At 73.8% G+C, this 25,871-nt stretch carries 22 protein-coding genes; 15 read left to right on the top strand and 7 right to left on the bottom strand.

What is annotated here, in order from left to right:
• The first annotated feature begins 39 nt into the window (after window positions 1-39).
• A complete protein-coding gene (locus tag ACFV57_RS29525; protein ID WP_385238445.1) occupies window positions 40-1,326 on the top strand; it encodes a hypothetical protein in 1,287 nt (428 codons plus the stop codon).
• Here the strand turns inward: ACFV57_RS29525 and ACFV57_RS29520 are convergent.
• Complete coding sequence (locus ACFV57_RS29520; RefSeq protein ID WP_385238443.1) at window positions 1,283-2,662, bottom strand: glycosyltransferase 87 family protein; 1,380 nt, start codon at window positions 2,660-2,662, stop codon at window positions 1,283-1,285. The genes ACFV57_RS29525 and ACFV57_RS29520 overlap by 44 nt on opposite strands.
• 136 nt (window positions 2,663-2,798) lie before the next feature.
• Here ACFV57_RS29520 and ACFV57_RS29515 point away from each other — a divergent pair, with 136 nt between their 5' ends.
• Window positions 2,799-3,941 carry a glycosyltransferase family 4 protein gene (locus ACFV57_RS29515; protein ID WP_385238441.1) on the top strand — a complete coding sequence of 381 codons (1,143 nt, stop codon included), beginning with the start codon at window positions 2,799-2,801 and terminating at the stop codon, window positions 3,939-3,941.
• Between the two features lie 79 nt (window positions 3,942-4,020).
• Here ACFV57_RS29515 and ACFV57_RS29510 read toward each other — a convergent pair whose 3' ends face one another.
• Entirely contained in the window at window positions 4,021-5,817 is a 1,797-nt protein-coding gene (locus tag ACFV57_RS29510) for an AMP-dependent synthetase/ligase (RefSeq protein ID WP_385238439.1), read from the bottom strand.
• 324 nt (window positions 5,818-6,141) lie between these two features.
• On the opposite strand from ACFV57_RS29510, the gene ACFV57_RS29505 reads away from it, so the two are divergent.
• From ACFV57_RS29505 to ACFV57_RS29480, 6 genes are all read left to right on the top strand, one after another.
• Window positions 6,142-6,906: a metallophosphoesterase gene (locus ACFV57_RS29505; protein ID WP_385238550.1), complete on the top strand. Its 765-nt coding sequence runs from the start codon at window positions 6,142-6,144 to the stop codon at window positions 6,904-6,906.
• A 175-nt stretch (window positions 6,907-7,081) separates the two neighbouring features.
• A complete protein-coding gene (locus ACFV57_RS29500) occupies window positions 7,082-7,546 on the top strand; it encodes an SRPBCC family protein (protein ID WP_385238438.1) in 465 nt (154 codons plus the stop codon).
• Window positions 7,547-7,548: 2 nt separating this feature from the next.
• Window positions 7,549-8,757 (top strand): ArsA family ATPase, encoded by a 1,209-nt coding sequence (locus ACFV57_RS29495; protein WP_385238436.1) that lies wholly within the window; start codon window positions 7,549-7,551, stop codon window positions 8,755-8,757.
• A gap of 104 nt (window positions 8,758-8,861) precedes the next feature.
• Window positions 8,862-9,404 carry a DUF5304 domain-containing protein gene (locus ACFV57_RS29490; protein WP_385238434.1) on the top strand — a complete coding sequence of 181 codons (543 nt, stop codon included), beginning with the start codon at window positions 8,862-8,864 and terminating at the stop codon, window positions 9,402-9,404.
• Between the two features lie 102 nt (window positions 9,405-9,506).
• Complete coding sequence (locus ACFV57_RS29485; protein WP_385238432.1) at window positions 9,507-10,448, top strand: ROK family glucokinase; 942 nt, start codon at window positions 9,507-9,509, stop codon at window positions 10,446-10,448.
• A gap of 102 nt (window positions 10,449-10,550) precedes the next feature.
• A complete protein-coding gene (locus ACFV57_RS29480; protein ID WP_385238430.1) occupies window positions 10,551-11,309 on the top strand; it encodes an endonuclease/exonuclease/phosphatase family protein in 759 nt (252 codons plus the stop codon).
• Here ACFV57_RS29480 and ACFV57_RS29475 read toward each other — a convergent pair.
• The 3 genes from ACFV57_RS29475 to ACFV57_RS29465 form a co-directional block, all read right to left on the bottom strand.
• Window positions 11,272-12,492 (bottom strand): hypothetical protein, encoded by a 1,221-nt coding sequence (locus ACFV57_RS29475; protein WP_385238428.1) that lies wholly within the window; start codon window positions 12,490-12,492, stop codon window positions 11,272-11,274. The genes ACFV57_RS29480 and ACFV57_RS29475 overlap by 38 nt on opposite strands.
• 194 nt (window positions 12,493-12,686) lie before the next feature.
• Window positions 12,687-13,421 (bottom strand): hypothetical protein, encoded by a 735-nt coding sequence (locus ACFV57_RS29470; protein WP_385238426.1) that lies wholly within the window; start codon window positions 13,419-13,421, stop codon window positions 12,687-12,689.
• Window positions 13,408-14,205 (bottom strand): alpha/beta hydrolase, encoded by a 798-nt coding sequence (locus ACFV57_RS29465; protein WP_385238424.1) that lies wholly within the window; start codon window positions 14,203-14,205, stop codon window positions 13,408-13,410. Before ACFV57_RS29465 ends, ACFV57_RS29470 begins: the two co-directional genes overlap by 14 nt.
• Window positions 14,206-14,496: 291 nt before the next feature.
• Here ACFV57_RS29465 and ACFV57_RS29460 point away from each other — a divergent pair, with 291 nt between their 5' ends.
• From ACFV57_RS29460 to ACFV57_RS29440, 5 genes are all read left to right on the top strand, one after another.
• Window positions 14,497-15,264 carry a lysophospholipid acyltransferase family protein gene (locus ACFV57_RS29460; RefSeq protein ID WP_385238548.1) on the top strand — a complete coding sequence of 256 codons (768 nt, stop codon included), beginning with the start codon at window positions 14,497-14,499 and terminating at the stop codon, window positions 15,262-15,264.
• Window positions 15,265-15,371: 107 nt separating this feature from the next.
• Window positions 15,372-16,604, top strand: coding sequence for a MacS family sensor histidine kinase (gene macS, locus ACFV57_RS29455; protein ID WP_385238547.1), 1,233 nt, complete (start codon window positions 15,372-15,374; stop codon window positions 16,602-16,604).
• Between the two features lie 23 nt (window positions 16,605-16,627).
• Window positions 16,628-17,272, top strand: coding sequence for a response regulator (locus ACFV57_RS29450; RefSeq protein WP_385238545.1), 645 nt, complete (start codon window positions 16,628-16,630; stop codon window positions 17,270-17,272).
• A gap of 241 nt (window positions 17,273-17,513) precedes the next feature.
• Complete coding sequence (locus ACFV57_RS29445; RefSeq protein WP_385238422.1) at window positions 17,514-18,542, top strand: 6-phosphofructokinase; 1,029 nt, start codon at window positions 17,514-17,516, stop codon at window positions 18,540-18,542.
• A gap of 311 nt (window positions 18,543-18,853) precedes the next feature.
• Window positions 18,854-19,870 (top strand): 2-hydroxyacid dehydrogenase, encoded by a 1,017-nt coding sequence (locus ACFV57_RS29440; protein ID WP_385238421.1) that lies wholly within the window; start codon window positions 18,854-18,856, stop codon window positions 19,868-19,870.
• Here the strand turns inward: ACFV57_RS29440 and ACFV57_RS29435 are convergent.
• Window positions 19,836-21,761: an anthranilate synthase family protein gene (locus tag ACFV57_RS29435; RefSeq protein WP_385238419.1), complete on the bottom strand. Its 1,926-nt coding sequence runs from the start codon at window positions 21,759-21,761 to the stop codon at window positions 19,836-19,838. The two genes, ACFV57_RS29440 and ACFV57_RS29435, sit on opposite strands and share 35 nt — an antisense overlap.
• 166 nt (window positions 21,762-21,927) lie before the next feature.
• Window positions 21,928-22,779, bottom strand: coding sequence for an alpha/beta fold hydrolase (locus ACFV57_RS29430; RefSeq protein ID WP_385238418.1), 852 nt, complete (start codon window positions 22,777-22,779; stop codon window positions 21,928-21,930).
• A 138-nt stretch (window positions 22,780-22,917) separates the two neighbouring features.
• Here ACFV57_RS29430 and ACFV57_RS29425 point away from each other — a divergent pair, with 138 nt between their 5' ends.
• Both ACFV57_RS29425 and ACFV57_RS29420 read left to right on the top strand, forming a co-directional pair.
• Window positions 22,918-24,300, top strand: a complete 1,383-nt coding sequence (locus ACFV57_RS29425) for a PLP-dependent aminotransferase family protein (RefSeq protein ID WP_385238416.1) — start codon at window positions 22,918-22,920, stop codon at window positions 24,298-24,300.
• A 114-nt stretch (window positions 24,301-24,414) separates the two neighbouring features.
• Entirely contained in the window at window positions 24,415-25,764 is a 1,350-nt protein-coding gene (locus ACFV57_RS29420; RefSeq protein WP_385238414.1) for a class II 3-deoxy-7-phosphoheptulonate synthase, read from the top strand.
• Window positions 25,765-25,871 lie beyond the last annotated feature (107 nt).

Here is a 25,871-nt window from a genome sequence, read left to right as displayed (position 1 = left end):
CGCTGTCCGTACGCGGGGGCGGTGCTTACGATCAGCCGCGTGGCAGGTCAACAGGCGCGACGGCGGACGGCTCGGCGGACCGGGCGGATCAGGACGGCGCTCTGCGCGGCCCTGCCGCTGACGCTGCTGCCGCTGACCGCGGGCTGCGACGACCCGGCCGGCGCGCGGGACGCCCCGCCGGAGCTCCAGCAGATGCTGGACCGGCGCGCCGCGGCCGTACGCGACCGGGACGCCGACGCCTTTCTCGCCTCGGTCGATCCCCGGGCGGCCGGTTTCCGCGCGAAGCAGCGGGAGATGTTCGCCAATCTCGCGCAGGTGCCGCTGGCGGCCTGGTCGTACGAGCTGGTGAAGACCGACGCGTTCGGACTGCCCGCGGCCGTCGGCGCGGACGGCCGCCGGGTGGCCGCCGAGGTGCGGCTGCGCTACCGGCTCACCGGGTACGACACCGCGCCGGTCACCGCCGTCCAGTACCTGACGCTCACCGACCACGGCGGCCGGTGGCGGATCACCTCGGACTCGGACGGTGCCGGGAGCGGGCGGCGCAGCGCGCGCCGGCTGTGGGACCAGGGGCCGGTCGAGGTCGTCAAGGGCCGCCGCAGCCTGGTCCTCGGAGTCGGCCGCGGCACCGCGGAGCTGCGCGAACTGGCGGACCGTACGGACGCGGCCGTGCCCGCCGTCGGCAAGGCGTGGTCCGGGAAGTGGGCCGGCCGGGTGGTCGTCGAGGCGCCGCAGTCGCTGGCGCGGATGGCGGAGCTGCTGAACGCCGAGGACTCCTCCGGCTACCAGGGCATCGCGGCCGTCACGACCGGCGAGACGGGTACGGCACCGGCGGCGCCCGCCGACCGGGTCGTGGTCAACCCGGAGGCGTACGGCGAACTGTCCGCCACCGGGCGCCAGATCGTGCTGACCCACGAGACCACCCATGTCGCGACGCGTACGGCCACCACGTCCGCCACCCCGCTGTGGCTCTCCGAGGGCTTCGCCGACTGGGCCGCATACCGGGGCGGTGCCCGCCCGGCCGCGTCCACCGCCCCCGAACTCGCCCACGCGGTGGCCAAGGGCGCGCCGCCGTCCCGGCTGCCGGCCGACGGCGACTTCCGCTTCAGCCGCAGCGCGCGGCAGCTGGCCCGCGCGTACGAGGGCGGCTGGCTGGCCTGCCGCATGATCGCCGACACCTGGGGCGAGCAGAAGCTCGGCGCGTTCTACCGGGCGGCGGGCCGGGGCGGCGAGGAGAGCGCCGGGCGCGCGATGCGGGACCAGCTCGGCGTCGGCCCCGCGGAGTTCAACCGGCGGTGGCAGTCGTACGTGGTGCGGCACCTCGGCTGACGTGCAGGCGGCGCGCCGGGGCGGGTTCCGCCGTCCGGGGCGACGCGACGGTTCCCGGCTCCGCCGGTGCCTCGCGCCCGTCGTCGGTGTCGGCGGACGGCCCCCGGGCGCCGTCCGCCCGCAGCCGCGGCCCGGTGACCGTCGAGCGCCACAGGCGGCGGCAGGCAGCCAGCGAGGCGGCCACCAGCAGGCCGTTGCGTACGGCCAGCAGCACGACACCCCGCCCCTGACTGGCCACCACGTCCGCGAACCAGACGGGGAACTCCAGGAGCGTCACGCCGGTCGCCAGCAGCACCAGGACCGCGGGCAGCCCCATCCGGCTCGCCCGCAGGGTCATGCACACGGCCGCCGCACCGACCAGCCAGATCATGTACTGCGGACTGATGACGCGGCTGGTGGTGACGAAGAGCAGGACGGCGGTGAAGGCGGCGTCGGCGAGCGTGGCTGACGTGAACTTCCGCGCGCGCAGCCGCCACAACAGCAGCCAGCCGAAGGCCGCCACCGTCAGGACCAGCGCCAGGGTGCTGACCAGCGGCACGTACGGGCCGACGAACTCCACCGAGCCGTAGTTCAGCAGCACCTCGCCGTCCCAACCGAACTGCCGGGCCACATGGAACACGAGCGCGCCGAGCGACTCGACCTCCGTACCGCGGTCGCGCTGGAAGGTGAGGAAGGCCAGCCCGCCAGGAGCCCAGGCGGCGAAGAGCAGCGTGACGGCCAGCGCGCCCACCGCGGCCGCGCCCCACAACTCCCGGGCCCGGCGGCCCCGCAGCGGCGCGCCCGTCAGCAGCAGCACCGGCCAGACCTTCAGGAGCGCGCCGAAGGCGATCAGGGCGCCGGAGACGCGCGGACGCCGGGCCGCGGCGAAGAGCGCGGCGACGGCCACGGCGGTCACCATCACGTCGTAACGGGCGTACGCGGTCGGGCCGAGCAGGGCTACCCCCGCGGTCCACACCCAGGCACCGGAGAGACGTTTACCCGGCCGCCGGCCCGCATACAGGAGCAGCGCGAAGGCGGCCGCGTCGGCGGCGCAGGCCAGGAGGAAGAAGGCCGAGGCGTAGTCCAGGAAGGGCAGCAGGCCGGGGGAGAGGACGGCGAGCGCCGCGGCCGGCGGGTACTGCCAGGTCACGTCGTCCTGCGGGAAGGCGCCGGACCGCAGCACCTCGGACCAGCCCTGGTAGATCGCCGAGATGTCGGAGGTCACGTCCGGGCCGGGCAGCACCAGCACCTTGAACACACACAGCAGGAGCACCGCCCGGGTCGCCGCCCACACCGCCACCGCCGGCACCGGGGAGCGCACCGCGCCCCACGGGGACCGGCCGCCGGCCCTGATCATCGCCACCTCGTCCTGTGGTCGCGGCCGTCCGTACCCGTACGTGCGGACGAGGCCGTGTCACGACCGTAGACGAGTCGTGCCCGTGCCGGGGCGGCCCCGCCGGACGTGTCCCGCGACCCGGTACTGTGCGAGGGCAATGGACAAGACGCTGATCGTCACGAACGACTTCCCGCCCCGCCCCGGCGGCATCCAGGCCTTCCTGCACAGCATGGCCCTGCGCCTGGACCCGGACCGGGTCGTGGTCTACGCCTCCACCTGGAAGCGGAGCAAGGAGGGCGTCGCGGCGACCGCCCGCTTCGACGCCGAACAGCCCTTCCCGGTGGTACGGGACCGTACGACGATGCTGCTGCCGACCGCCCGGGTGACCCGGACGGCCGCCGGCCTGCTGCGCCGGCACGGCTGCTCCTCGGTGTGGTTCGGCGCCGCGGCACCGCTCGGCCTGATGGCGCCGACGCTGCGCCGGGCGGGCGCGCGCCGGATCGTGGCCACCACGCACGGGCACGAGGCGGGCTGGGCGCAGCTGCCCGCCTCCCGTCAACTGCTGCGGCGGATCGGCGAGGGCACCGACACCATCACCTATCTCGGTGAGTACACCCGCTCGCGGATCGCCGCCGCGCTGACCCCGGCCGCCGCCGGACGCATGGTGCAACTGCCGCCCGGCGTGGACGAGAAGACCTTCCACCCCGGCTCGGGCGGCGACGAGGTACGGGACCGCCTCGGGCTCGCCGAGCGGCCGGTCGTCGTCTGCGTCTCCCGGCTGGTGCCGCGCAAGGGCCAGGACACCCTGATCGAGGCGATGCCGCGCATCCTGGCCGACGTGCCGGACGCGGTGCTGCTGATCGTCGGCGGCGGCCCGTACGAGAAGCAGCTGCACGCGCTCGCCGAGGAGAAGGGCGTCGCCGACGCGGTGCGCTTCACCGGGGCCGTCCCGTGGGAGGAACTGCCCGCCCACTACGGCGCGGGCGACGTCTTCGCGATGCCGTGCCGCACGCGGCGCGGCGGGCTGGACGTCGAGGGACTGGGGATCGTCTACCTGGAGGCGTCCGCCACCGGGCTCCCGGTCGTCGCGGGCGACTCCGGCGGCGCACCGGACGCCGTGCTGCACGGCGAGACGGGCTACGTCGTCCCGGGCGGCTCCCCGACGGCCGCCGCCGAGCGCGTCATCGCCCTCCTCAAGGACCCCGCGATGCGCCGCCGCATGGGCGAGCGGGGCCGCGCCTGGGTGGAGGAGAAGTGGCGCTGGGACCTGCTGGCGGAGCGGCTCAAGGAGCTGCTGTAGCCGTCCGCGCGGATGCCCGGCGGGCCGGGGTGTCCGGCCCGCCCGGCATCCGGGGCGGTGTCGGCGGCGTCGCGCCGCGTCACGCGCGGTAGATCGCCTCGATCTCCTCGGCGAAGTCCTTGGCCACCACGTTGCGCTTGAGCTTCAGCGACGGCGTCACGTGCCCGGACTCCTCGGTGAACTGCGTGGGCAGGATGCGGAACTTGCGGACCGACTCGGCCTTGGAGACGGCCGCGTTGCCGTCGTCCACCGCCCGCTGCACCGCGGCCAGCAGCTCCGGGTCCTTGCTCAGCTCCCTGACGCTCTGTCCGGCCGGGCGGCCGTGCTCGGCGGCCCAGCGCGGCAGGAACTCCTCGTCGAGGGTGACCAGCGCGCCCACGAAGGGGCGGCCGTCGCCGACGACCATGCACTCGGCGATCAGCGCGTGCGCGCGGATACGGTCCTCGATGACGGCCGGGGCGACGTTCTTGCCGCCCGCCGTCACCAGGATCTCCTTCTTGCGGCCGGTGATCGCGAGGTAGCCGTCCTCGTCGAGGGTGCCGATGTCACCGGTGTGGAACCAGCCGTCGGACAGCGCTTCCTTGGTCGCCGACTCGTTGTTCCAGTACTCGGTGAACAGGTGCTCGCCGTGCAGCAGCACCTCCCCGTCGTCGGCGATGCGGATCACCGAGCCGGGCAGCGGCTGGCCGACCGTACCGATCTTCTGCCGGTCCCACGGGTTGAAGGCGGTGGCCGCGCAGGACTCCGTCAGGCCGTACCCCTCCAGGGCCGTGAAGCCGATGCCCCGGTAGAAGTGGCCCAGGCGCTCGCCCAGCGGCGCGCCGCCGGAGATGGCGTGGGTGGCGCGGCCGCCGAGCACGGCGCGCAGCTTGCCGAAGACCAGCTTGTCGAAGAGCTTGTGCTTGAGCCGCAGGCCGAGGGCGGGGCCGGCCGCGGTGTCCAGCGCACGGCTGTAGGCGATCGCGGTGTCGGCGGCCCGGTCGAAGATCTTGCCCTTGCCCTCGGACTGCGCCTTGGCGCGCGCCGAGTTGTAGACCTTCTCGAAGACCCGGGGGACGCCGAGGATCAGCGTGGGGCGGAAGGAGGCGAGGTCGTCGGTGAGGTTCTTGATGTCGGGCGCGTGCCCCAGCTTTATGGGGGCCATGACCGAGGCCACCTGCACCAGCCGTCCGAAGACATGGGCCACCGGCAGGAAGAGCAGGACCGAGGACCGGCCGGTGCGGAAGAGCGGCTTGAGGCGTTCGACGACGTTGCCGCACTCGGCGAAGAAGCTGCGGTGGGTCAGCACACAGCCCTTGGGCCGTCCGGTGGTGCCGGAGGTGTAGACGATGGTGGCGGGGGAGTCGGCGTCGGCGGTGGCGCTGCGCTCGTCCACCTCCGCGTCGGTGATGCCGGCGCCGGCCGTGCGCAGCCGGGCGACCGCGTCCCGCTCGATCTGCCAGATGTTCTCCAGCGCGGGCAGCCGGTCCCGTACGGACTCGACGGCGGCCTCCTGCGCGGAGGTCTCGACCAGGCAGGCCACCGCGCCGGAGTCGCCGAGTATCCACTGCACCTGTTCGGGGGAGCTGGTCTCGTAGACGGGCACGGTGACGGCGCCCGCGCTCCAGATCGCGAAGTCCAGCAGGGTCCACTCGTAGCGGGTGCGCGACATCAGGCCGACGCGGTCGCCGGGGCCGATGCCGGCCGCCATCAGGCCTTTGGCGGCGGCCCGCACCTCGGCGAGGAAGACGGTGGCGGTCACGTCCTGCCACTGCCCGTCGACCTTGCGGCCCATGACGGCGACATCGGGGTGCTGCGCGGCATTGCGGCGGATCAGATCCGTCAGGTTGCCGTCCGCGGGGACCTCGTACAGGGCCGGAAGGCTGAACTCGCGCAAGACTGCTGCTCCTCATTGGCGCCGGCGTTCACGACGCTGTGTGCTGGCCGGCTGCGGTCCATGATCAGGCAGGGGGGGTGGTGGACTGCCCGGACGTTACCCACCGGTATTGCCTTTGGGATAGGGGGTTGCGGCCAGATGTTCGATGCGTCACACGCCGCGTGACGCGCGTCCGGACACGCCTTCGGACTGCTTCGCGCAGACTAGACCAGGCTTTCGGTGACCGGGAAGTAACCGCAGGTCGGGCCCCTCTCCCGGCGGTACGTCCGGCCCCCCTCCCGGCCGTACGCCATTCGATCTAGGGTGACGGTCATGCGAGTGCATGTGGTCAGCGACGTACACGGCAACGGGCGGGACCTCGCCACGGCGGGCGACGGGGCGGACGCCCTGGTCTGCCTGGGGGACCTCGTGCTCTTCCTCGACTACGCCGACCACTCGCGCGGCATCTTCCCCGACCTCTTCGGCGTCGAGAACGCCCACCGGCTGGTCGAGCTGCGTACCGCCCGCCGCTTCGAGGAGGCGCGCGCGCTGGGCCGGCGGCTGTGGGGCGACATCGAACGCGAGGGCGGCGGCCGGATGGCCGTCATCGAGGAAGCCGTCCGCCGGCAGTACGCCGAACTGTTCGCCGCGTTCCCGGAAGGGACGTACGCCACGTACGGCAACGTGGACCTGCCCCACCTGTGGTCCGAGTACGCGGGCCCCGGCACCACCGTCCTGGACGGCGAGCGGGTGGAGATCGGCGGCCGCGTCTTCGGATTCGTCGGCGGCGGACTGACGACGCCGATGCGCACCCCGTACGAGATCGGCGACGAGGAGTACGCCGCCAAGATCGAGGCCGTCGGCGAGGTGGACGTGCTGTGCACGCACATCCCGCCGGACGTCCCGGAGCTGTGCTACGACGTGGTCGCCCGCCGCTTCGAACGCGGCAGCGCCGCCCTCCTGGACGCGATCCGCCGCACCCGCCCCCGCTACGCGCTCTTCGGGCACGTGCATCAGCCGCTGGCCCGCCGGGTACGCGTCGGTGCCACCGAATGCGTCAACGTGGGGCACTTCAACGCGACGGGGACGCCGTACGTCCTGGAGTGGTGACGGCTTCCCGGGGCCTTCTCCGGGGCCTGTCCCGGCCCCTCCCCGGGAGCCGCCCGCGCGGCCGACCGGATCGGCCGGGGAGCCTGTCGGGGCGTCTTTCCCCGCGCGGTAGCCTTCAGCAGCAGGGACTCGCGTCTGGCGGACCGGCACGAATCGGCATGGAGGAGTCACGGCGATGGCCGAACACACCAGCTCTAGCATCACGATCGAGGCGGCGCCCGCCGAGGTGATGGGAGTGATCGCCGACTTCGACCGCTATCCGGACTGGACCGGCGAGGTCAAGGAGGCCGAGGTCCTCAGCAAGGACGACCGGGGCCGCGCCGAGCAGGTCCGCCTGGTGCTCGACGCCGGCGCGATCAAGGACGACCACACCCTCGCCTACACCTGGACCGGCGACCACGAGGTCAGCTGGTCACTGGTGAAGTCGCAGATGCTGCGCACCCTCGACGGCTCCTACCGGCTGGTTCCGCTGGCCGGCGGCGCGCACACCGAAGTGACGTATCGGCTCACCGTGGACGTCAAGATCCCGATGCTCGGCATGATCAAGCGCAAGGCGGAGAAGGTGATCATCGACCGTGCGCTGGACGGGCTGAAGAAGCGCGTCGAGAGCGGCCCCGCCGGCGAGGCCAAGAGCCTCTGACCATGCGTACCGTCCTCGTCACCGGCCCCGGCGGCGCCGGCCGCACCACCATCGCCGCCGCGACCGCACTGGCCGGTGCCCGGCGCGGCGAGCGCGTCCTGCTGCTCACCGCCCGCGGCGGCGCGGCGGAACGCGCCCTGGGCACCCGGCTCGGCGCCCCCGGCGACGCCCCGGTGCCCGTCGTCCCCGGCCTGCACGCCCGGTGCGTCGACGCCGGTGACCACTTCCGCCGCGAGGCCCTCGCCTTCCAGGAGCGCGCGGAAGCCGCCCTCGACCTCCTCGGCGCCGCCCCCCTGGACGAGGACGAACTGACCGAACTGCCGGGCGCGGAGGCGTTCGCGCTGCTCCACGAGCTGCGCGCGGCCCACGAGACGGCCGGCGGGCCGGTCAGCTGGGACACGGTCGTCGTCGACATGCCGCCCGCCGCCGACACCGTCGCCCTGCTCGCCCTGCCCGAACAGGCCCGCCGCTACCTGCGCCGCCTGCTGCCGCCCGAGCGGCAGGCCGCCCGCGCGCTGCGGCCGGTGCTGGCGCAGCTGGCGGGCGTGCAGCTGCCCACGCAGAAGCTGTACGAGGCCGCGGAGCGCTGGGAGCACGAACTCGCCGCCGTACAGCGGATCATCGACCACCCCGGCACGACCGTACGGATCGTCACCGAGGCGGGCCCGGCCGCCGTCGCCGACCTGCGGGAGGTGCGCTCGGGTCTCGCGCTGCACGGGCACCGCACCGACGCCGTCGTCGCGAACAAGCTGCTGCCCACCGGCTCGTCCGACCCCTTCCTGGCCGCGCTCTCCGGCCAGCAGCAGAGCGCGCTCAAGGCGCTGCGCGAGGAGTTCCCCGAAGCGCCGGTCGTCGAGGTGCCGCATCTGGGGCGCGACCCCGAGGGCACCGAGGAACTGGACGAACTGGCCCGCACGGCCCTGGGGGAGCCGGCCGCGCCCGGCGGCGCCGCCGACACCTGGACCGTGGAGGACCGGCTCGCCTCGGACGGCATCCTCGTGTGGCGGGTGCCGCTGCCCGGCGCCGAGCGCGACGGGCTCGGGCTGCTGCGCCGCGGTGACGAGATCGTCGTCACCGCCGGCCGCTTCCGCCGGATACGCACCCTGCCCTCCGCGCTGCGCCGCTGCTCGGTCTCCGGCGCGGGGCTGCGCGACGGCGCGCTGCACATCCGCTTCACGCCCGATCCGGATCTCTGGCCCCGCGGTCACTGAACGGCACACCGCCGTTCGGGTAACGTCGGATGAAGCAGCACCGCCTCGAACCCGCCGCGCACGCGACAGGTTCCGATCCGCCTCGCCGCAGGAGTGAGTCCGCCATGAGCGATGCCACCGAGCGCCCCGCCGACCGCACGGACCGGGCCGACGCCGATGCCTGGGAGACGGCCTGCGCCGAGGATCTGGCGGCCGAGAAGGCCCGCCGCCGCGCGCAGTACGGCCCGCCGCCCGGCAGCGCCGCCGAGGAGCTGCGCCGCCTCGCGGAGGCCGTCACCGACAAGCTCTCCGGCATCCAGCTGCCGGGCGCGCTCGCCGGGATGGCCGCGCAGGGCGCCGTGCAGCAGCTGTTCCGGCAGGCCAAGGCCGTCGTCGAGCCCGTCGTCGAGCGCAACCCGGAGGTCTTCGACCACCTCGCCGCCGCCGGTTCCGAGCTGCTGGCCGCCTACCGCTCGGCCGTCGAGAGCGGCGAGCGCCGCTGGACCCGCGAGGCCGCGGGCGAGGCCGCGAACGCCGATCCGCGCGAGGCCGCCGGTCCGGACGCCGGAGGCGAGGTCCGCGACATCCGCGACAAGCGCGATAATCCGGACGGCTCCCGCCGGGACGACGACGGGCCCGCCGGCACCGAGCGGATCGACCTCGACTGAGCGGCCCGGCGGACCCGCCCTCTTGGTCGGGAGGGCACGGGTCGTGCCCCCAACTCCGGTACCGTTGTACGCGGCGGGGCACGACCAATAACTGAGGGACACATGGGACTCACCATCGGCGTCGACATCGGCGGCACGAAGATCGCGGCCGGCGTGGTCGACGAAGAGGGCACGATCCTCGAAACGTGCAAGGTGCCGACCCCGCAGGCCACCGACGAGCTGACGGAGGCCATCGCCGACGCGGTCCGCACCGTCGGCGCCGACCACCAGGTCGAGGCCGTCGGCATCGGAGCCGCCGGCTACGTGGACGAGAAGCGCGCCACCGTCCTGTTCGCACCCAACATCGACTGGCGCCACGAGCCGCTCAAGGACAAGGTCGAGCAGCGCGTCGGCCTGCCCGTCGTCGTCGAGAACGACGCCAACGCGGCCGCCTGGGGCGAGTACAGGTTCGGCGCCGGCCAGGGCCACAGCGACGTCATCTGCATCACCCTGGGCACCGGCCTGGGCGGCGGCATCATCATCGGCAACAAGCTGCGCCGCGGCCGGTTCGGCGTCGCCGCCGAGTTCGGCCACATCCGCGTCGTACCGGACGGCCTGCTGTGCGGCTGCGGCAGCCAGGGCTGCTGGGAGCAGTACGCCTCCGGCCGCGCTCTGCTGCGCTACGCCCGCCAGCGCGCCTTCGCCACCCCCGAGAACGCCGAGGCGCTGCTGTCGCTGGGCGACGGCACCTCCGAGGGCATCGAGGGCCGGCACATCAGCGAGGCCGCCCGCCGCGGCGACCCGGTCGCCATCGACTCCTTCCGCGAACTGGCCCGCTGGGCCGGCGCGGGCCTTGCCGACCTGGCCTCGCTCTTCGACCCGTCCGCCTTCATCGTCGGCGGCGGCGTCTCGGACGAGGGCGAACTGGTCCTCGACCCGATCCGCAAGTCCTTCCGCCGCTGGCTGGTCGGCAACCAGTGGCGCCCGCACGCCCAGGTGCTCGCCGCCCAGCTCGGCGGCAAGGCCGGACTGGTCGGCGCCGCCGACCTGGCCCGCCAGGGCTGACCCGCGGTGCCGGCCGAGCTGCCCGCCGCCCGGACCGAGCCGGGCTCCGCTTCCGAGGACTTCGCATCGAGCGGAGGCGGAGCGAAGCGGAGCGGCTCGGCTGTGCTCCGTGTGCTGAGCTACAACGTCCGCTCGCTGCGCGACGACCGCGCGGCGCTGGCCCGGGTGATCCGGGCCTGCGCCCCGGACCTCGTGCTGGTCCAGGAGGCGCCACGCTTCTTCCGCTGGCGCAAGAGCGTCGCGGCGCTGTGCCGGGCGACGGACCTGGTGCACGTGACGGGCGGCGCCACCGCGGCCGGCCCGATGATCCTTTCCTCGCTGCGCGCCCACGTGGAGCACACCGAGGACGTGCTGCTGCCCCGCGCCCCCGGCCTGCACCAGCGCGGTTTCGCGACCGCGGTGGTACGGGTCGGCGGCGCGCGGATCGGCCTGCTCAGCTGCCACCTCAGCCTCCAGGCGGCCGAGCGCTACGACCAGGCGGGCCTGCTGCTGGAGCGGCTGCGCGCGCTGGACACCCCGTACGCCGTCGCCGCCGGTGACCTGAACGACCGGCCGGACGGGCGCGCCTTCCGGCGGCTGGCGGGCTCCCTCACCGACGCCTGGGCGGCGGCGCCGTGGGGCGGGGAGTACACCTCCACACCCCACGACCCGCACCAGCGCATCGACGCCGTGTTCACCACCGAGGGCATCGAGGTGCTGGGCTGCGGCGTACCGCGCGACCTGCCGGGCCTCGACCACGGCGACCTGCTCGCCGCCACGGACCACCTGCCGGTGCTGGCCGCCCTGCGGGTGCCGGCCGCCGAGCGGCCGGACCCGGCCCGGCTCAGGACAGCTTCATCCGCGGTTCACCGCGCCCGTTGAGACCGGGGCCGCCGCCGGTGCAGGCCAGGCGGCTCTTAGGGGCCCGGTCGCTGTTCACCGAGGTGTACGCCTGCCGCAGGCAGTTGCGCAGCGCCAACTGGCCCCAGTGGTTCGGGTGCAGCGCCTCCTGCACCTGGAACGGCGGCAGCACCGCCGTTACGGTCCGCACCCAGCTGATCCACTCGGTTCTGTCGGCAGCGCCCGGGTCGGTCCACCGGCTCACCGCGCCGCGCACCGGCTCGACCAGCCCGACGCCGCGCTCGCACAGCCGATGCCCGTCCATGCTGTGCGACAGGTCGAGGAAGCGGACGTTGTCCAGCCCGCTGCGGTCGATGCCCTGCTCCACCGCCCGGCCGACGGCCGGCAGTACGGAGTCCACCGCCCAGTCGGCGTCCCGGTCGTTGAACGCGCAGCCGCCCAGGGTCTGGCGCGCGCCCAGCGGCGCGGGGTAGCGGAAGTCGCGGCCGTGCGGGATGGGAGCCGGGTAGTTCTGCACGACCACGTCGTACTCGTCGGTCTCGTAGCCGGCCCGCAGCATCGCCTGCCCGATGTTGCGCAGCCCGCCCGCGATGTCGCCCGCCCGCTGCCGGACCGCCTCCTCGGTGAACCTGGCGCGGTTGGCCGCGTCCTGGCCGCACGACTTCGGCAGCGGGTTCAGGTACGCCAGGACGCAGGAGGCGACCACGTCGCCGAAGCGGAAGTCGTTGCCGCCGATCGAGACGGCGACCATCCGCACGTGGTGGTCGCGGGCGTACTCCTCCAGCTGCGCGGCCTGGCCGGGTACGCCCGCGGCGGCCGAGAAGTCCAGGCCCGGCTTGGCGGCGCCCTTCGGGGCGCGGAAGGAGTCCGTACGGGCACCGGAGCAGGCCAGGTTCTCGCTCTCGGTGCCGGGCAGCCCGAGGTGGATCTCTGCGGAGCGCGAACGGTGGCACTGCGCGATCCGCTCGGCGGTGCGGCCCGCGTTGTCGAAGTACGCGGTCGGGCCGAGCGCGTCGATGCGCGGGAAGTTGACCGGGTTGGCGTCGGTGTTGCCGGCCCAGCGGCCGGCCTCGCCGGAGATGTAGGAGTCACCGAGGGAGACCACCGCTCCCGGCTCCGCCGCCTGCCGCTCCCGCGGCGAGCCGGTCGCGGCGGGAGCGGTGGCCAGCAGTCCGGTCACCGCGGCGACGGTCGCGGCGGCCACGGCCACCCGGGCACGTCGGCGTGGACGTGGGCATGACGACGAGAGCGGATGGCGCACGGGGGTCCTCCCGGAGACACGGACGGATACTCCGTGTGATCATCTCCGGCCGTACGGTCACCTTCCGTGAAGGGTGCCCGGCGCGCGAGGGTGAACCCACGCCGGAGCGGGCGCCCGGCCGCCGGCGGCCGGTGCGGTCATACGACCGCGCCACCGCCCGGCAGGTCCTCGTCGTCCTCGTCGTCGTGCTTCATCCGGGCCACGAGCGTGGCGAAGCCGCCCAGGAAACCGCCGATGCCCAGCAGCGTGATCCACCACGTGACGGGCTGCTGCAGCAGCACCATCAGGACCAGCAGCAGCGGCCCGCCCAGCACCGCGAGCCAGGCGAACTTGGCCGTCACGTCGGCGCTCGGCAGCGGCGGCGGCTCGGGCGGTACGAAGTGCCCCTCGTCCGTGTCGTCGAGGTCGTCGTCGGACGCCTCGGCCGCCGACCAGTCGCGCGGCCCGACTCCGGGCGCGAACACCACGAAGCTGCCGACGGAGCCCCCGGGCTTGTCCGGAGCGCCGGGAGAGGGCTCGCTGCGCGGCCGCTCCTCCACCGTCAGGCCGCCGTCGTCCCGGTCCGCTTCCGTGCGGTCCGCCGGCCCCTGGCCGGACTTCTCCGGGGGCTTGCCGTCCGTCCGCTGCCCGCCGTCCGCACGGTCCTCGCCGCCCTTGCGCAGGTCCGCGCGGGCCGGTTCCGTACCCGTACTCGCGCCCGCACCGGGGCCGTCGCCGCCGGACGGGCCGCCGGCCGCCTCGGCGTCCGGGCCCGCGACGGGGCCGTCCTCGTCGGGGAAGTCGGGTGCCTTGCCGTACCCGGCCACTATCTCGGCCCAGGCGGCTTCCTCGTCCAGCGGATCGCGGGGATCGCGGGGGCTACGCTCCACCACTGGGGGCCGTCTCCTCACTCTCCACGCCCGTGCGCGCGCTCGGCGCCAGACGGACGATGAAGTCGTAGGTCTCCTGGCAGATCCGCTTGGCGTCGTGGTCGAGCGTGGCGACGTGATAGCTGCGCTCCAGCAGCGTCTGCCGTACGTCCGTCGAGGACACCCGGCTCAGGATGCGCTCGGAGTCGGCCGGCCGCACGACGTGGTCCTGGGGGCTGGTCATGACCAGCAAGGGCTGCGTGACCCGGGGCAGTTCGGCGTCGACGAGCGTGAAGAAGCGGCGCAGCGAGTGCGCGGCGTGCAGCGGCACCCGGGCGTAGCCGACCTCGTGGCCCCCGGGCTTGGCGATGTCGCCGACCAGGCCCTTGGTCGTACGGACCAGGTGGCGCAGCACGGGCAGCAGCGGGGCCGCGGCGTCGTGCACCTTGTTGCCCGGGTTGACCAGCGCCAGGCCGCTGATGGCGGAGCCGTGCCGCTCGGCCAGCCGCAGCGCCAGCGCGCCGCCCATCGACAGGCCGCACACGAAGACCCGCTCGCACCGTTCGGAGAGCGAGCGCAGCTCGCGGTCGACCTCGGCGTACCAGTCCTGCCAGGTCGTGAGCTGCATGTCCTGCCAGCGGGTGCCGTGGCCGGGCAGCAGCGGCAGCGAGACGGTCAGGCCGCGGTCGGCCAGGTACTCCGCCCAGGGGCGTACGGACTGGGGGGAGCCGGTGAAACCGTGGCAGACGAGGACGCCGGTCCGGCCGCCGTCGCGGCGGAACGGCTCGGCTCCGGGAAGCAGCGGCACCGGGGGACTCCGATCGGTGAGGGGCCGGGCGGCAACGGGTTGCGCGGGTTACTTGAAGCCTACGCGGAGCGGCGCCGGGCGGATAGGTCCAACGGCTCCCGCCGGCCCCGTCCGGTACACCCCCTGCGGGCGCGACCCCGCGCCCCGCGCCCGCCCCGTGCGCGGCGCCAGGCCCCCCTGCGGGCGGGCCGCTCGGCCCCCGCGGGCAGGCCCGCCGAGGAGAGGGGGGCTCCGGGGCAGGTTAAGGTCTTTGCGTCACACACAGGAGGCAGTGGGTTGATCTACGGCGCAATGAAGTTCTCCATCGGCGGATCGCTGAAGCTGGCGTTCCGTCCCTGGGTGGAGGGCCTGGAAAACATCCCCGCAACGGGACCCGCGATCCTGGCGAGCAACCATCTGTCCTTCTCGGACTCCTTCTTCCTGCCCGCGGTGCTCGACCGCAAGGTCACCTTCATCGCCAAGGCCGAGTACTTCACCTCTCCGGGGGTCAAGGGCAAGCTGACCGCCGCCTTCTTCAAGGGGGTCGGCCAGCTGCCCGTGGACCGCTCGGGCGCGCGCGGCGCGGGCGAGGCGGCGATCAAGAGCGGCATCGAGGTGCTGGAGCGCGGTGAGCTGTTCGGCATCTACCCGGAGGGCACCCGCTCGCCGGACGGCCGGCTCTACCGCGGCAAGCCGGGCGGCCTGGCCCGGGTGGCGCTGGCCACCGGCGCCCCGGTCATCCCCGTCGCGATGATCGACACGGAGAAGGTGCAGCCGCCGGGCAAGGTGATGCCGAAGATGATCCGGCCCGGCATCCGCATCGGCAAGCCGCTGGACTTCAGCCGCTATCACGGCATGGAGGGCGACCGCTTCATCCTGCGCTCGGTGACCGACGAGGTCATGTACGAGATCATGAAGCTGTCGGGCCAGGAGTACGTGGACATCTACGCGACCGCCGCCAAGCGGCAGATCGCGGACGCGGCCAAGAAGAAGGCCGAGGCGGAGAAGGCGGCCAAGGCCGGCAAGGGGCAGGCCGCACCGGCCACGGAGCAGCAGGGCAGGACCGGCACCGGGGCGTAGTCGCGCCCCGGCACAGGGGTGGGGGCGAAATGACAGAGGCAGAGATACGGCCCGCGGCCGGCGAGGCGGCGGGCAGGGGCAGGGGACGGCCGCAGCGCCCGGTCCGGATGTCCGTGGAGCTACCGCTGTGGCGGGCGCTGACCGGCTACCGCGTCCTGACCCTCGTCTACGTGCTGGTCCTGTCCGCGGTCTCCTACGAGCAGTACGAGCACCCGCTCGGCGCCGCCGCCTACATGACGGCGCTGACCGTGTGGATGGGCTTCACCTGGCGCCGTACGACCTCGGCGGAGCGCTGCACCCGCGCCTTCCTCATCGGCGACCTGTCCTTCGCGCTCGGCGGCATCCTGCTCACCCTCCTGGTGGACAGCCACGAACGGATCATGGACGGCGCGGCGACCCTGCCCTCCATCTGGACGGCGGGCGCGGTGCTCGGCTTCGCGATCAAGGGCGGCTGGCGCTGGGCCGCGGTGGCCTCCGCGCTGGTCGCCGTCGTCAACCTGGTCGAGCGCCAGGAGCTCGCCCGCGACACCATCCACAATGTGGTGCTCGTATGGGTGGCCAGCGTCGCCATCGGCTACGTGGTCGAGGTGGCCCGCGCCAGTGAGCGCACCCTCGCCCGCGCCCTCCAGATCGAGGCCGCCACCCGCGAGCGGGAACGGCTCGCCCGGGACATCCACGACAGCGTCCTGCAGGTCCTGGCGATGGTGCAGCGGCGGGGCGCCGCGATCGGCGGCGAGGCGGCCGAGCTGGGCCGGATGGCGGGCGAGCAGGAGGTCGCGCTGCGCACCCTGGTCTCCAGCGGGCTCGTCCCGCCGCGTACGGCCGTGTCCGGCGCCCCGGACGACGCGGTCCCCGCGCTGGAGGAAGTGACGGCCGCGCCGGTGCCGTGCGCCGCGGACGGCCCCGACGCCGGGCCCTGTGACGTACGGGCCCTGCTGGCGCCGCACGCCGGCGCGCGCGTCACGTTCTCCGAGCCCGGCGCGCCCGTCGTGCTCCCGGCCGCCGCGGCGGCGGAGCTGGCGGCCGCTGTCAGTGCCGCGCTGGACAATGTCAGGGTGCACGCGGGTGTGCGGGCACAGGCGTGGATATTGGTGGAGGACGAGCCGGACGAGGTGGTCGTGACGGTGCGGGACGACGGTCCCGGCATCCCCGAGGGACGCCTCGCGGACGCCGAGCGCGAAGGGCGGCTGGGAGTCGCCCTGTCGATCCGCGGCCGGCTGCGGGATCTGGGCGGCAGCGCCGACTGGATCTCGGTCCCCGGCCAGGGCACGGAAGTGGAGCTGAAAATCCCCAAGGGCGGTGCGCCCGAGGGCCGTAGACGGGGGAGGAGCACGGCGTGAGCGAGCAGCCGAACGTGAAGGTGATGGTGGTCGACGACCACCCGATGTGGCGCGACGCGGTCGCCCGCGACCTGGCCGAGGCCGGTTTCGAGGTGGTGGCGACGGCCGGGGACGGGCCGCAGGCGGTGCGCCGCGCGCAGGCCGCGGCGCCCGACGTCCTGGTGCTGGACCTGAATCTGCCGGGCCTGCCCGGCGTGGCGGTCTGCCGGGAGCTGGTCGGCGCGAACCCGGCGCTGCGGGTGCTGGTGCTCTCCGCCAGCGGCGAGCACGCCGACGTGCTGGAGGCCGTCAAATCCGGCGCGACGGGCTATCTGCTCAAGTCGGCCAGCACCGAGGAGCTGTTGGACGCGGTGCGCCGTACGGCCGCCGGCGACCCGGTGTTCACGCCGGGCCTGGCCGGGCTGGTGCTGGGGGAGTACCGCCGGCTGGCGACCGAGCCCGCCCCGGCCGCCGAGGACGAGCCGGGCGCGCCGCAGCTGACCGAGCGGGAGACCGAGGTGCTGCGCCTGGTCGCCAAGGGCCTGTCGTACAAGCAGATCGCCGAGCGTCTGGTCATCTCGCACCGCACGGTCCAGAACCACGTACAGAACACCCTCGGCAAGCTCCAGCTGCACAACCGCGTCGAGCTGGTGCGGTACGCGATAGAACGCGGCCTGGACGAGGCCTGAGCGGGCCGCCCGTCCCGGCCGCGGCACCGCCGGTGCGCCGAGGGGCCCCGCCCGCGCCCGCGCAATGCGCTCGTACGAGTGAACGCATCGCGCCAAGTCCCCGGCATTTGCGGGGAATTCGCTCTCCGCCCCATCCCTGGGTGACGTGTCCCGCCATTAGCGTGACCGGCGTCGGTACAGCACGGCCGCGCGCGGCCACCGGCGGGTGCGCGGCCCCTCACGGGATGTAGGTGAAGAAGCGATGCGGGTCGGAGTACTGACCGGCGGCGGTGACTGCCCCGGTCTCAACGCGGTCATCCGGGGCGTGGTGCGCAAGGGCGTGCAGGAGTACGGCTACGACTTCGTCGGGTTCCGGGACGGCTGGCGCGGGCCCCTGGAGGGCGACACGGTGCCGCTCGACATCCCCGCCGTGCGCGGCATCCTGCCCCGCGGCGGCACGGTCCTCGGCTCCTCGCGGACCAACCCCCTGAAGCAGGACGACGGCATCCGCCGGATCAAGGACACCCTCGCCAAGGAGGAGGTCGAGGCGCTCATCACGATCGGCGGCGAGGACACCCTCGGCGTCGCCGCCCGGCTCTCCGGCGAGTACGGGGTGCCCTGTGTCGGCGTGCCCAAGACCATCGACAACGACCTGTCCGCCACCGACTACACCTTCGGCTTCGACACCGCCGTCGGCGTCGCCACCGAGGCCATCGACCGGCTGCACACCACCGCCGAGTCGCATATGCGCGTCCTGGTCGTCGAGGTCATGGGCCGGCACGCGGGCTGGATCGCGCTGCACTCCGGCCTGGCCGGCGGCGCCAACGTCATCCTCATCCCCGAGCAGCGCTTCGACGTCGACCAGGTCTGCGCCTGGATCGAGTCCCGCTTCAAGGTCCGCTACGCGCCGATCGTGGTGGTCGCCGAGGGCGCCATGCCCAAGGACGGCGAGCTGGTCCTCAAGCACGGGGGCAAGGACTCCTTCGGGCACGTGCGGCTGACCGGCGTGGGCGAGTGGCTGGCCAAGGAGATCGAGAGCCGGACGGGCAAGGAGGCCCGTACGACGGTACTCGGCCACACCCAGCGCGGCGGCACGCCGAGCGCCTTCGACCGCTGGCTGGCCACCCGCTTCGGTCTGCACGCGATCGACGCGGTGCGCGACGGCGACTACGGGAAGATGGTCGCCCTGCGCGGTACGGACATCGTCCGGGTGCCGCTGGGGGAGGCGACCGCGAAGCTCAAGACCGTCGATCCGAGGCTGTACGCGGAGGCCGGGGTCTTCTTCGGCTGAGCCGGCGGACGGTGTGCGGCCGGACCCGCGGCGGCGGTCCGCCGCACGTCACCGTTCCGGCCGCCGCTTGCGTTCCACGCCTTCCGCGCGCAGCCGCACGCCTTCCGTCCGCCGCCGCACGCCTTCCGCGCGCTGCCGTCGCGTCCGCCCGTCACCGGCCTCCGCACGACACCGCACCTCCGCACGTCGCCGTACGCGTCGGGGAGGCGTCCCGACCGCGCCCCGCGCCGTATATTCGGCCGTGTCGCCGCATATGCCCCAAAGTGGGCGCCGGTGACCGGACCGAGTGACCGGCAACGTCGGGAGACACCGTGGAGATCATCGCATTCGGCGTGCAGGCGGACGAGCGGCCGCTGCTGGTGAAGGCCCTCGCCGGCCGCCACCAGGTCCGCTGCCTCGACGTCTTCCTCAACCGCGACACCGCCCCGATCGCCGCGGGCTACGAGGTCGTCAGCGTCAGCGTCAACGCCGACCTGCGCGCCGAGGTGATCCAGGAGCTGGCGGCCGGCGGCACACGGCTGATCGCCCAGCGCGCCACCGGCTACAACAACATCGACCTCCAGGCCGCCGCCGACCTCGGCGTGACCGTCGGCCGGGTCTCCTCGTACTCGCCGTACTCCGTCGCCGAGTTCGCCTGGGGCCTGGCCATGGCCGTCAACCGCCGCGTCGTCCGGGCCGCGAACCGCACCCGCAACTTCGACTTCCGCCTGGACGGGCTGATGGGCCGCGACCTGCACGGCCGCACCGCCGGCGTGCTCGGCACCGGCAAGATCGGCGAGGCGTTCACCCGGATCGCCCACGGCTTCGGGATGAACCTGCTGGGCTGGGACATCGCCGAGAACCCCCGCTGCGTCGAGCTGGGCATGGAGTACGTCGGCCAGGACCGGCTGTTCGCCGAGTCCGACCTGATCAGCCTGCACGTGCCGCTGATGGACTCGACCCGCCATCTCGTCGGCGCCGCCGCGCTGCGCGCCATGAAGGACGACGCGATCCTCGTCAACTCCAGCCGCGGCGGCCTCGTCGACACCGCGGCCCTCGTGGAGACCCTCAAGGCCGGCCGGCTCGCCGGTGTCGGCCTGGACGTCTACGAGGAGGAGGCCGGTCTCTTCTTCTTCGACAAGTCCCTCGAAGTCATCCACGACGACACCCTCGCCCGCCTGATGACCTTCGGAAACGTGCTGGTCACCTCGCACCAGGCGTACTTCACCGAGGACGCGGTCGGCCAGATCCTCGACGCCACCGCACGCAACGTCGAGGACTACCTGGCCGGCCGCACCAACGAGAACACCCTCGTCACACCAGGACAGCGGCCAGCAACTGCGCGGTGATCGCCGCGCCGTCCAGCGTCAGCACGGACTCCGGGTGGAACTGCACGCCCGCGAAGCCGGGCCCGCGCAGCGCGTGCACCTCGCCGGTGGCCGCGTCCTGGCTCAGCTCGACCCGGTGCATGGCCAGTTCGGCCACCGCCGCCTCGTCGCAGCGGGCCGTGAAGGTGTTGTAGAAGCCGACGGTCTCCGGGCGGCCGAAGAAGTCGATGCGCTCCTGCGCGCCCTGGAAGGGCACCTCCTTGCGCACGATCTCCAGGCCCAGTTCGGCGGCGATCAGCTCGTGGCCGAGGCAGACCCCCAGCAGGCCGTGCCGGTGGTCGCGCACCAGCTCCGCCGCCAGCGCGCGCAGCACACGCATCTTCGGGTCGGCGGCGTCCGACGGGTTTCCGGGCCCCGGGCCGAGCACGACCGGCCCCTCGTGGGCCGCCGCGGCCTCCCGCAGCCCCGGCTCGTCGTACCGGCGCACGGTCACCGTCAGCCCGGAGGTGCGCAGCAGGTGCGCCAGCATCGCGGTGAAGGTGTCCTCGGCGTCGATCACCAGCGCGTGGCCGGACAGCGCGGCGGTCGGCGCGGTGCTCTGCATCCGCAGCCAGAACGGCGCGAGGTCCGCGCGGCGGGCGTCGAGCGCGGCGCGCACCCGCGGGTCGTCGGCCAGCCGCGGCCGCCCGGCGGCCTCGTCCGTACGGTCCGGCGCGGGGCGCACGCCGAGCGCGGTCAGCACCCCGGCGGCCTTGGCGTGCGTCTCGGCGACCTCGCCGCGCGGGTCGGAGGCCCGGACGAGCGTGGCGCCGACCGCGACGCGCAGCCCGCCGCCGGCGTCGATGTCCGCCGTACGGATCAGGATCGGCGAGTCCAGGGTCTGCGCGCCGCCCGCGTCCCGCCCGATCAGGGCCAGCGCGCCGGCGTAGTAGCCGCGCCCGCCGACCTCGTGGCGCCCGATCACCCGGCAGGCGTTCTGCACGGGCGAGCCGACGACGGTCGCCGCGAACATCGTCTCCTTCAGCACCTCCCGTACGTCGAGCGAGGAGCGCCCGCGCAGCTCGTACTCCGTGTGCGCCAGGTGCGCCATCTCCTTCAGCCGCGGCCCGATCACCACACCGCCCTTGTCGCCGACGGTGCACATCATCTTCAGCTCCTCGTCCACGACCATGGACAGCTCCTCCACCTCCTTGCGGTCGTCCAGGAACGCCAGCAGGTGCTCCGGGGACGGGCCCCCGGCCGGGTAGCGGTAGGTGCCGCTGATCGGGTTCATCACGACCGTCCCGCCGGACATCCGGACGTGTACCTCGGGGCTGGCGCCGACCAGCGTGCGCACGCCCGGCCGGTGGACGACGTACGTCCAGTACGCGCCGCGCTCACCGGCCAGCAGCCGCCGGAACAGCGCCAGCGCGTCGGCCGCGCCGAAGCCCGGGATGTCGCCCCGGAAGGTGCGCCGGATGACGAAGTTGGCGCCCTCGCCGGTCCCGATCTCGTCCCGCAGGACATGCTCGACGATGTCGGCGTACGCGTCGTCGTCGACGTCGAAGGCGCCGTTCTCCACCTGCACCGCGTGGGCGGGGAGGTGCGCCAGCACCTCGTCCAGCGGCAGCGCGTACGTCTCCCGGGGGCGCAGCACCGCCAGCGGCGTGCCGTCGTCGCGGGCGTCGAACCCGCGCTCGCGGATCTGCCGGAACGGCACCAGCGCCAGCGCGTCGGTGGTCGCGGCGCCGCCGTCCGGCACGCCCTCGCCGAGCGGCACGTCGGCCAGCCGCGACACCTCGGTCACCTCGCCGACCAGCACCTCGACGGTGTCGGCTGCGGGGCGGCCGGGCGTACGGCGAAGCAGCAGGGCGAACGGCGGGCAGCCGGGTGACAGCAGACTTCGCAGGACGTCGGTGGTGGAGCGAGGCATGTCGGCGGTTCCTTCCGGGAGGGGAGGAACGGCCCGCACAACACGGAAGGCCGCCCCTCGGGCGGCCTTCGCGATGTCAGTGGGTACGCGCGATCAGTGGGCCGCCGGATGAGCGGTCCACCACCAGTTCATGTTGCTGGCCAATTGCGCGTGCATGGACGTCACCCTACCCGAGGACGGGCCGCGCGAGCGGCGGCGTGACGGGAGCCGGGGGGAGCGTGCCGAGGAAGTCGGTCAGGGCGGCGTCGAAGGCGTGCGGCTGTTCCAGGTTGGGCAGGTGGGCGGCGTCCTCGATGACGGTCAGGCGCGCGTCGGGTATGCGGGTGTGCAGGAACTCGGCGTCGGCGACCGGGGTGTAGGTGTCGTCGCGGCCGACCAGTACGAGGGCCGGTACGGCGAGCCCGGCCAGCGAGTCGGCGTAGTCGGGGCGCCGCGCCCGGCCGCGGAGTGCGGCGGCGGCGCCCTCGGGCGGCGTGCCGAGCATCATGCGGCGTACGTGCTCCGCCGCGGCGGGCCGGGTCGCGACGGTGCGCGGCGAGACCATCTTGTCCAGGGCCTCTTCCGTGTAGCCGCGCATTCCTTCGCGCAGCAGACGGTCGGCCATGGCGTCGCGCGCCCGGCGGCCCTCGGGGGTCTCGGCATGGGCGAAGGTGTCCGCGAGGACGAGCGCGCGCAGCCGTCCGGGGGAGCGGCGGGCGAACTCCATGGCGATCTGGCCGCCCATGGACAGGCCGCCGAGGCCGATCCGGTCCGTCACCTCCAGGTGGTCCAGCAGCGCGGCGAGGTCGGCCGCGAAGGTCTCCAGGCGGGTCATGCCCGGTACGACCTGGGAGGCGCCGTAGCCGCGCAGGTCCGGTACGACGACGCGGTGGCCGGCGGCGGCCAGCGCGGCGGTCTGCGGGGCCCACATCGTGTGGTCGAAGGGGTGCCCGTGCACGAGGAGGATCGTTTCTCCGCCCGCGCCGCCGGTGTCCTCGTACGCGGTGGTGATGCCGTTGACGACAGCTGTACGCAGCACAACTCGCCCCTTTTCGCCGACTTCTGGCCGTCGGCCCGTTGACGGCTCGATGCTAGGACGCGCACAATCGCGGTGCAATAAAAACATTGCTCTCGGTGCAATATCGGAGCGAGTCGGATACAACGGCCGGGAGGGCCCGTGGAGGACTACCAGCGCATCGCCGACGCCGTCTCGGCCGACATCGCCGCCGGGCGTCTGCGCCCCGGCGACCGGCTCGCCACCCAGCGCGCCTTCGCCCGCGCCCACGGCATCGCCAACTCCACCGCCACCCGCGTCTACCGCGAACTCGCCCGCCGCGGACTGACCGTCGGAGAGGTCGGCCGCGGTACGTACGTACGCGCCGCACAGCACGCCCCCGGGCCCGCCCTCGCCGAACCCGCGGACCCCGCCCGCCGCACCCGCGTCAACCTCGAACTCAACTACCCCGAGGTCCCCGAGCAGGCCGCCCTCCTCGCCCGCTCCCTGGAACCCCTGCTGCGCCCCGACGTGCTGAGCGCGGCCCTGACCGTCGCCCCCGCCACCGGCTCCGCGGACGCCCGCGAAGCCTGCGCCGCCCTCCTCGCCCACGCGGACTTCCGCCCCGACCCGGCAGGCCTGCTGTTCGCGGGCAACGGCCGCCAGGCCATCGCCGGCGCGCTCGCCGCACTGGTGCCGCCCGGTGGCCGCCTGGGCGTCGAGGCGCTCACGTATCCGCTGGTCAAGTCGGTCGCCACCCGCCTCGGCATCACTCTCGTACCGCTGGCCGGGGACGGGTGCGGCCTGCGGCCGGACGCCGTACGGGCAGCCCACCGCGGCGCCCCGCTGCACGCCGTCTACCTCCAGCCGACGCTGCACAACCCGCTCGGCGTGACCATGCCCACCGAGCGCCGTGCCGAGCTGGCCGGGACGCTGCGCGCGCTGGACCTGTGGGCCGTCGAGGACGCCGTCTGGTCCTTCCTCCTCGACGACGGGCGGCGGGCCGGCCTCCCGCCGCTGGCCGCCCTCGCCCCCGAGCGCACGCTCCTGCTCGACAGCTTCTCCAAGCGTCTGTCGCCCGGCCTCACCGTCGGCCTGGTCCTGGCGCCGCCCACGCACACCGACCGGGTCGCCGCCGCCCTGCGGTCCGGCGGCTGGACCGCCGGCGCCTTCGCGCTGGACGCCACGGTCCGCTGGCTGCGCGACGGCGCGGTGACGGCGATCGTCGAGGCCAAGCGCCGGGACGCCGCCGCCCGGCAGGCCCTGCTCCGCGAGCACCTCGCCGGCTTCCGGGTGCGGGCCGACCCGGCCGCCTACTTCGCCTGGTGGCAGCTGCCCGAGGGGTGGCGGGCCGAGACCTTCCTCGCGGCCGCCGCCCGGCGCGGTATCGCCGTCACCCCGGCCGCCGCGTTCGCCGTCGGCCCGGAGGGCACGCACGGCGCCGCACCCGCCCCGGGCGCCGTCCGCGTGGCCCTCGCGGCGCCCGCCCCCGACGAGCTGGCGTACGCGCTGGGCACCCTGGCGGCCGTCGCCCGCGGCAATCCCGAGGACTGCGTACCGGACTGAGGGCTCCGTACCGGACTGAGGACCCGGCCTCCGGGCGGGCTGTCGGAGTGGGACCTTCGTCTCACATCCCGGTCGGCGAGATGGACCCCTGTCCGGACCCCGTAAAGTTGACGCGTGACCGTGAACGCTGAAATCCAAGCCGGTGGCAACACCTGGCGAGACCTGCCCGCGGCGCAGCAGCCTGAATGGCCGGACCAAGAGGCTCTGCGCGATGTGATCGCCGAGCTGGAGTCCTATCCGCCGCTCGTCTTCGCCGGTGAGTGCGACCAGCTGCGCGAGCGCCTGGGAGCGGTTGCCCGCGGCGAGGCGTTCCTGCTGCAGGGCGGCGACTGCGCGGAGGCGTTCGACGCCGTCTCGGCCGAGCACATCCGCAACAAGCTCAAGACCCTGCTCCAGATGGGCGCGGTCCTCACCTACGCCGGGTCGGTCCCGGTCGTCAAGGTCGGCCGGATCGCGGGCCAGTACAGCAAGCCGCGCTCCAAGCCCACCGAGACCCGCGATGGCGTGACCCTGCCGACCTACCGCGGCGACTCCGTCAACGGCTTCGAGTTCACCGAGGCGGCCCGTATCCCGGACCCGCAGCGCCTGAAGCGGATGTACCACGCCTCCGCCGCGACGCTGAACCTCGTGCGGGCCTTCACCACCGGCGGCTACGCGGACCTGCGCCAGGTCCACGCCTGGAACCAGGACTTCGTGAAGTCCTCCCCGTCCGGGCAGCGTTACGAGGCGCTGGCGCGCGAGATCGACCGGGCGCTGAACTTCATGAACGCCTGCGGGGTGGACCCGGAGGAGTTCAAGACGGTCGAGTTCTACGCCTCCCACGAGGCGCTCGTGCTGGACTACGAGTCCGCGCTGACCCGCACGGACTCCCGCACCGGCAACCTGTACGACGTCTCGGGCCACATGGTCTGGATCGGTGAGCGCACCCGTCAACTGGACGGCGCGCACATCGAGTTCGCCTCCCGCATCCGTAACCCGATCGGCGTCAAGCTGGGCCCGACGACGTCCGCCGAGGACGCGCTCACGCTCATCGAGCGCCTCGACCCGGAGCGCGAGCCGGGCCGGCTGACGTTCATCACCCGCATGGGCGCGGACAAGATCCGCGACAAGCTGCCCGAACTGGTCGAGAAGGTCACCGCCTCCGGCGCGCAGGTCGCCTGGATCTGCGACCCGATGCACGGCAACACCTTCGAGGCCGCCTCGGGCCACAAGACCCGGCGCTTCGACGACGTGCTGGACGAGGTCAAGGGCTTCTTCGAGGTGCACAAGAGCCTCGGTACGCACCCGGGCGGCATCCATGTGGAGCTGACCGGCGACGACGTCACGGAGTGCGTGGGCGGCGGCGACGAGATCTTCGTCGACGACCTGCACCAGCGCTACGAGACGGCCTGCGACCCGCGGCTCAACCGCAGCCAGTCGCTGGACCTGGCGTTCCTGGTCGCGGAGATGTACCGGGACCAGTAGTCCGGCGGGCCCGTGGGGCCGTACGACACGCCGATGGGGCGCGGATCACACGATCCGCGCCCCATCGCCGTTGTTAGCGGACTTTCGTCCCGGGTAAGGTAAGGGTA

This window comes from Streptomyces sp. NPDC059788, from assembly GCF_042732265.1.
Classification (GTDB): domain Bacteria; phylum Actinomycetota; class Actinomycetes; order Streptomycetales; family Streptomycetaceae; genus Streptomyces.
The sequence above is the reverse complement of the archived record's forward strand: the minus strand, read 5'-3'. Positions and strand labels throughout refer to the sequence as shown.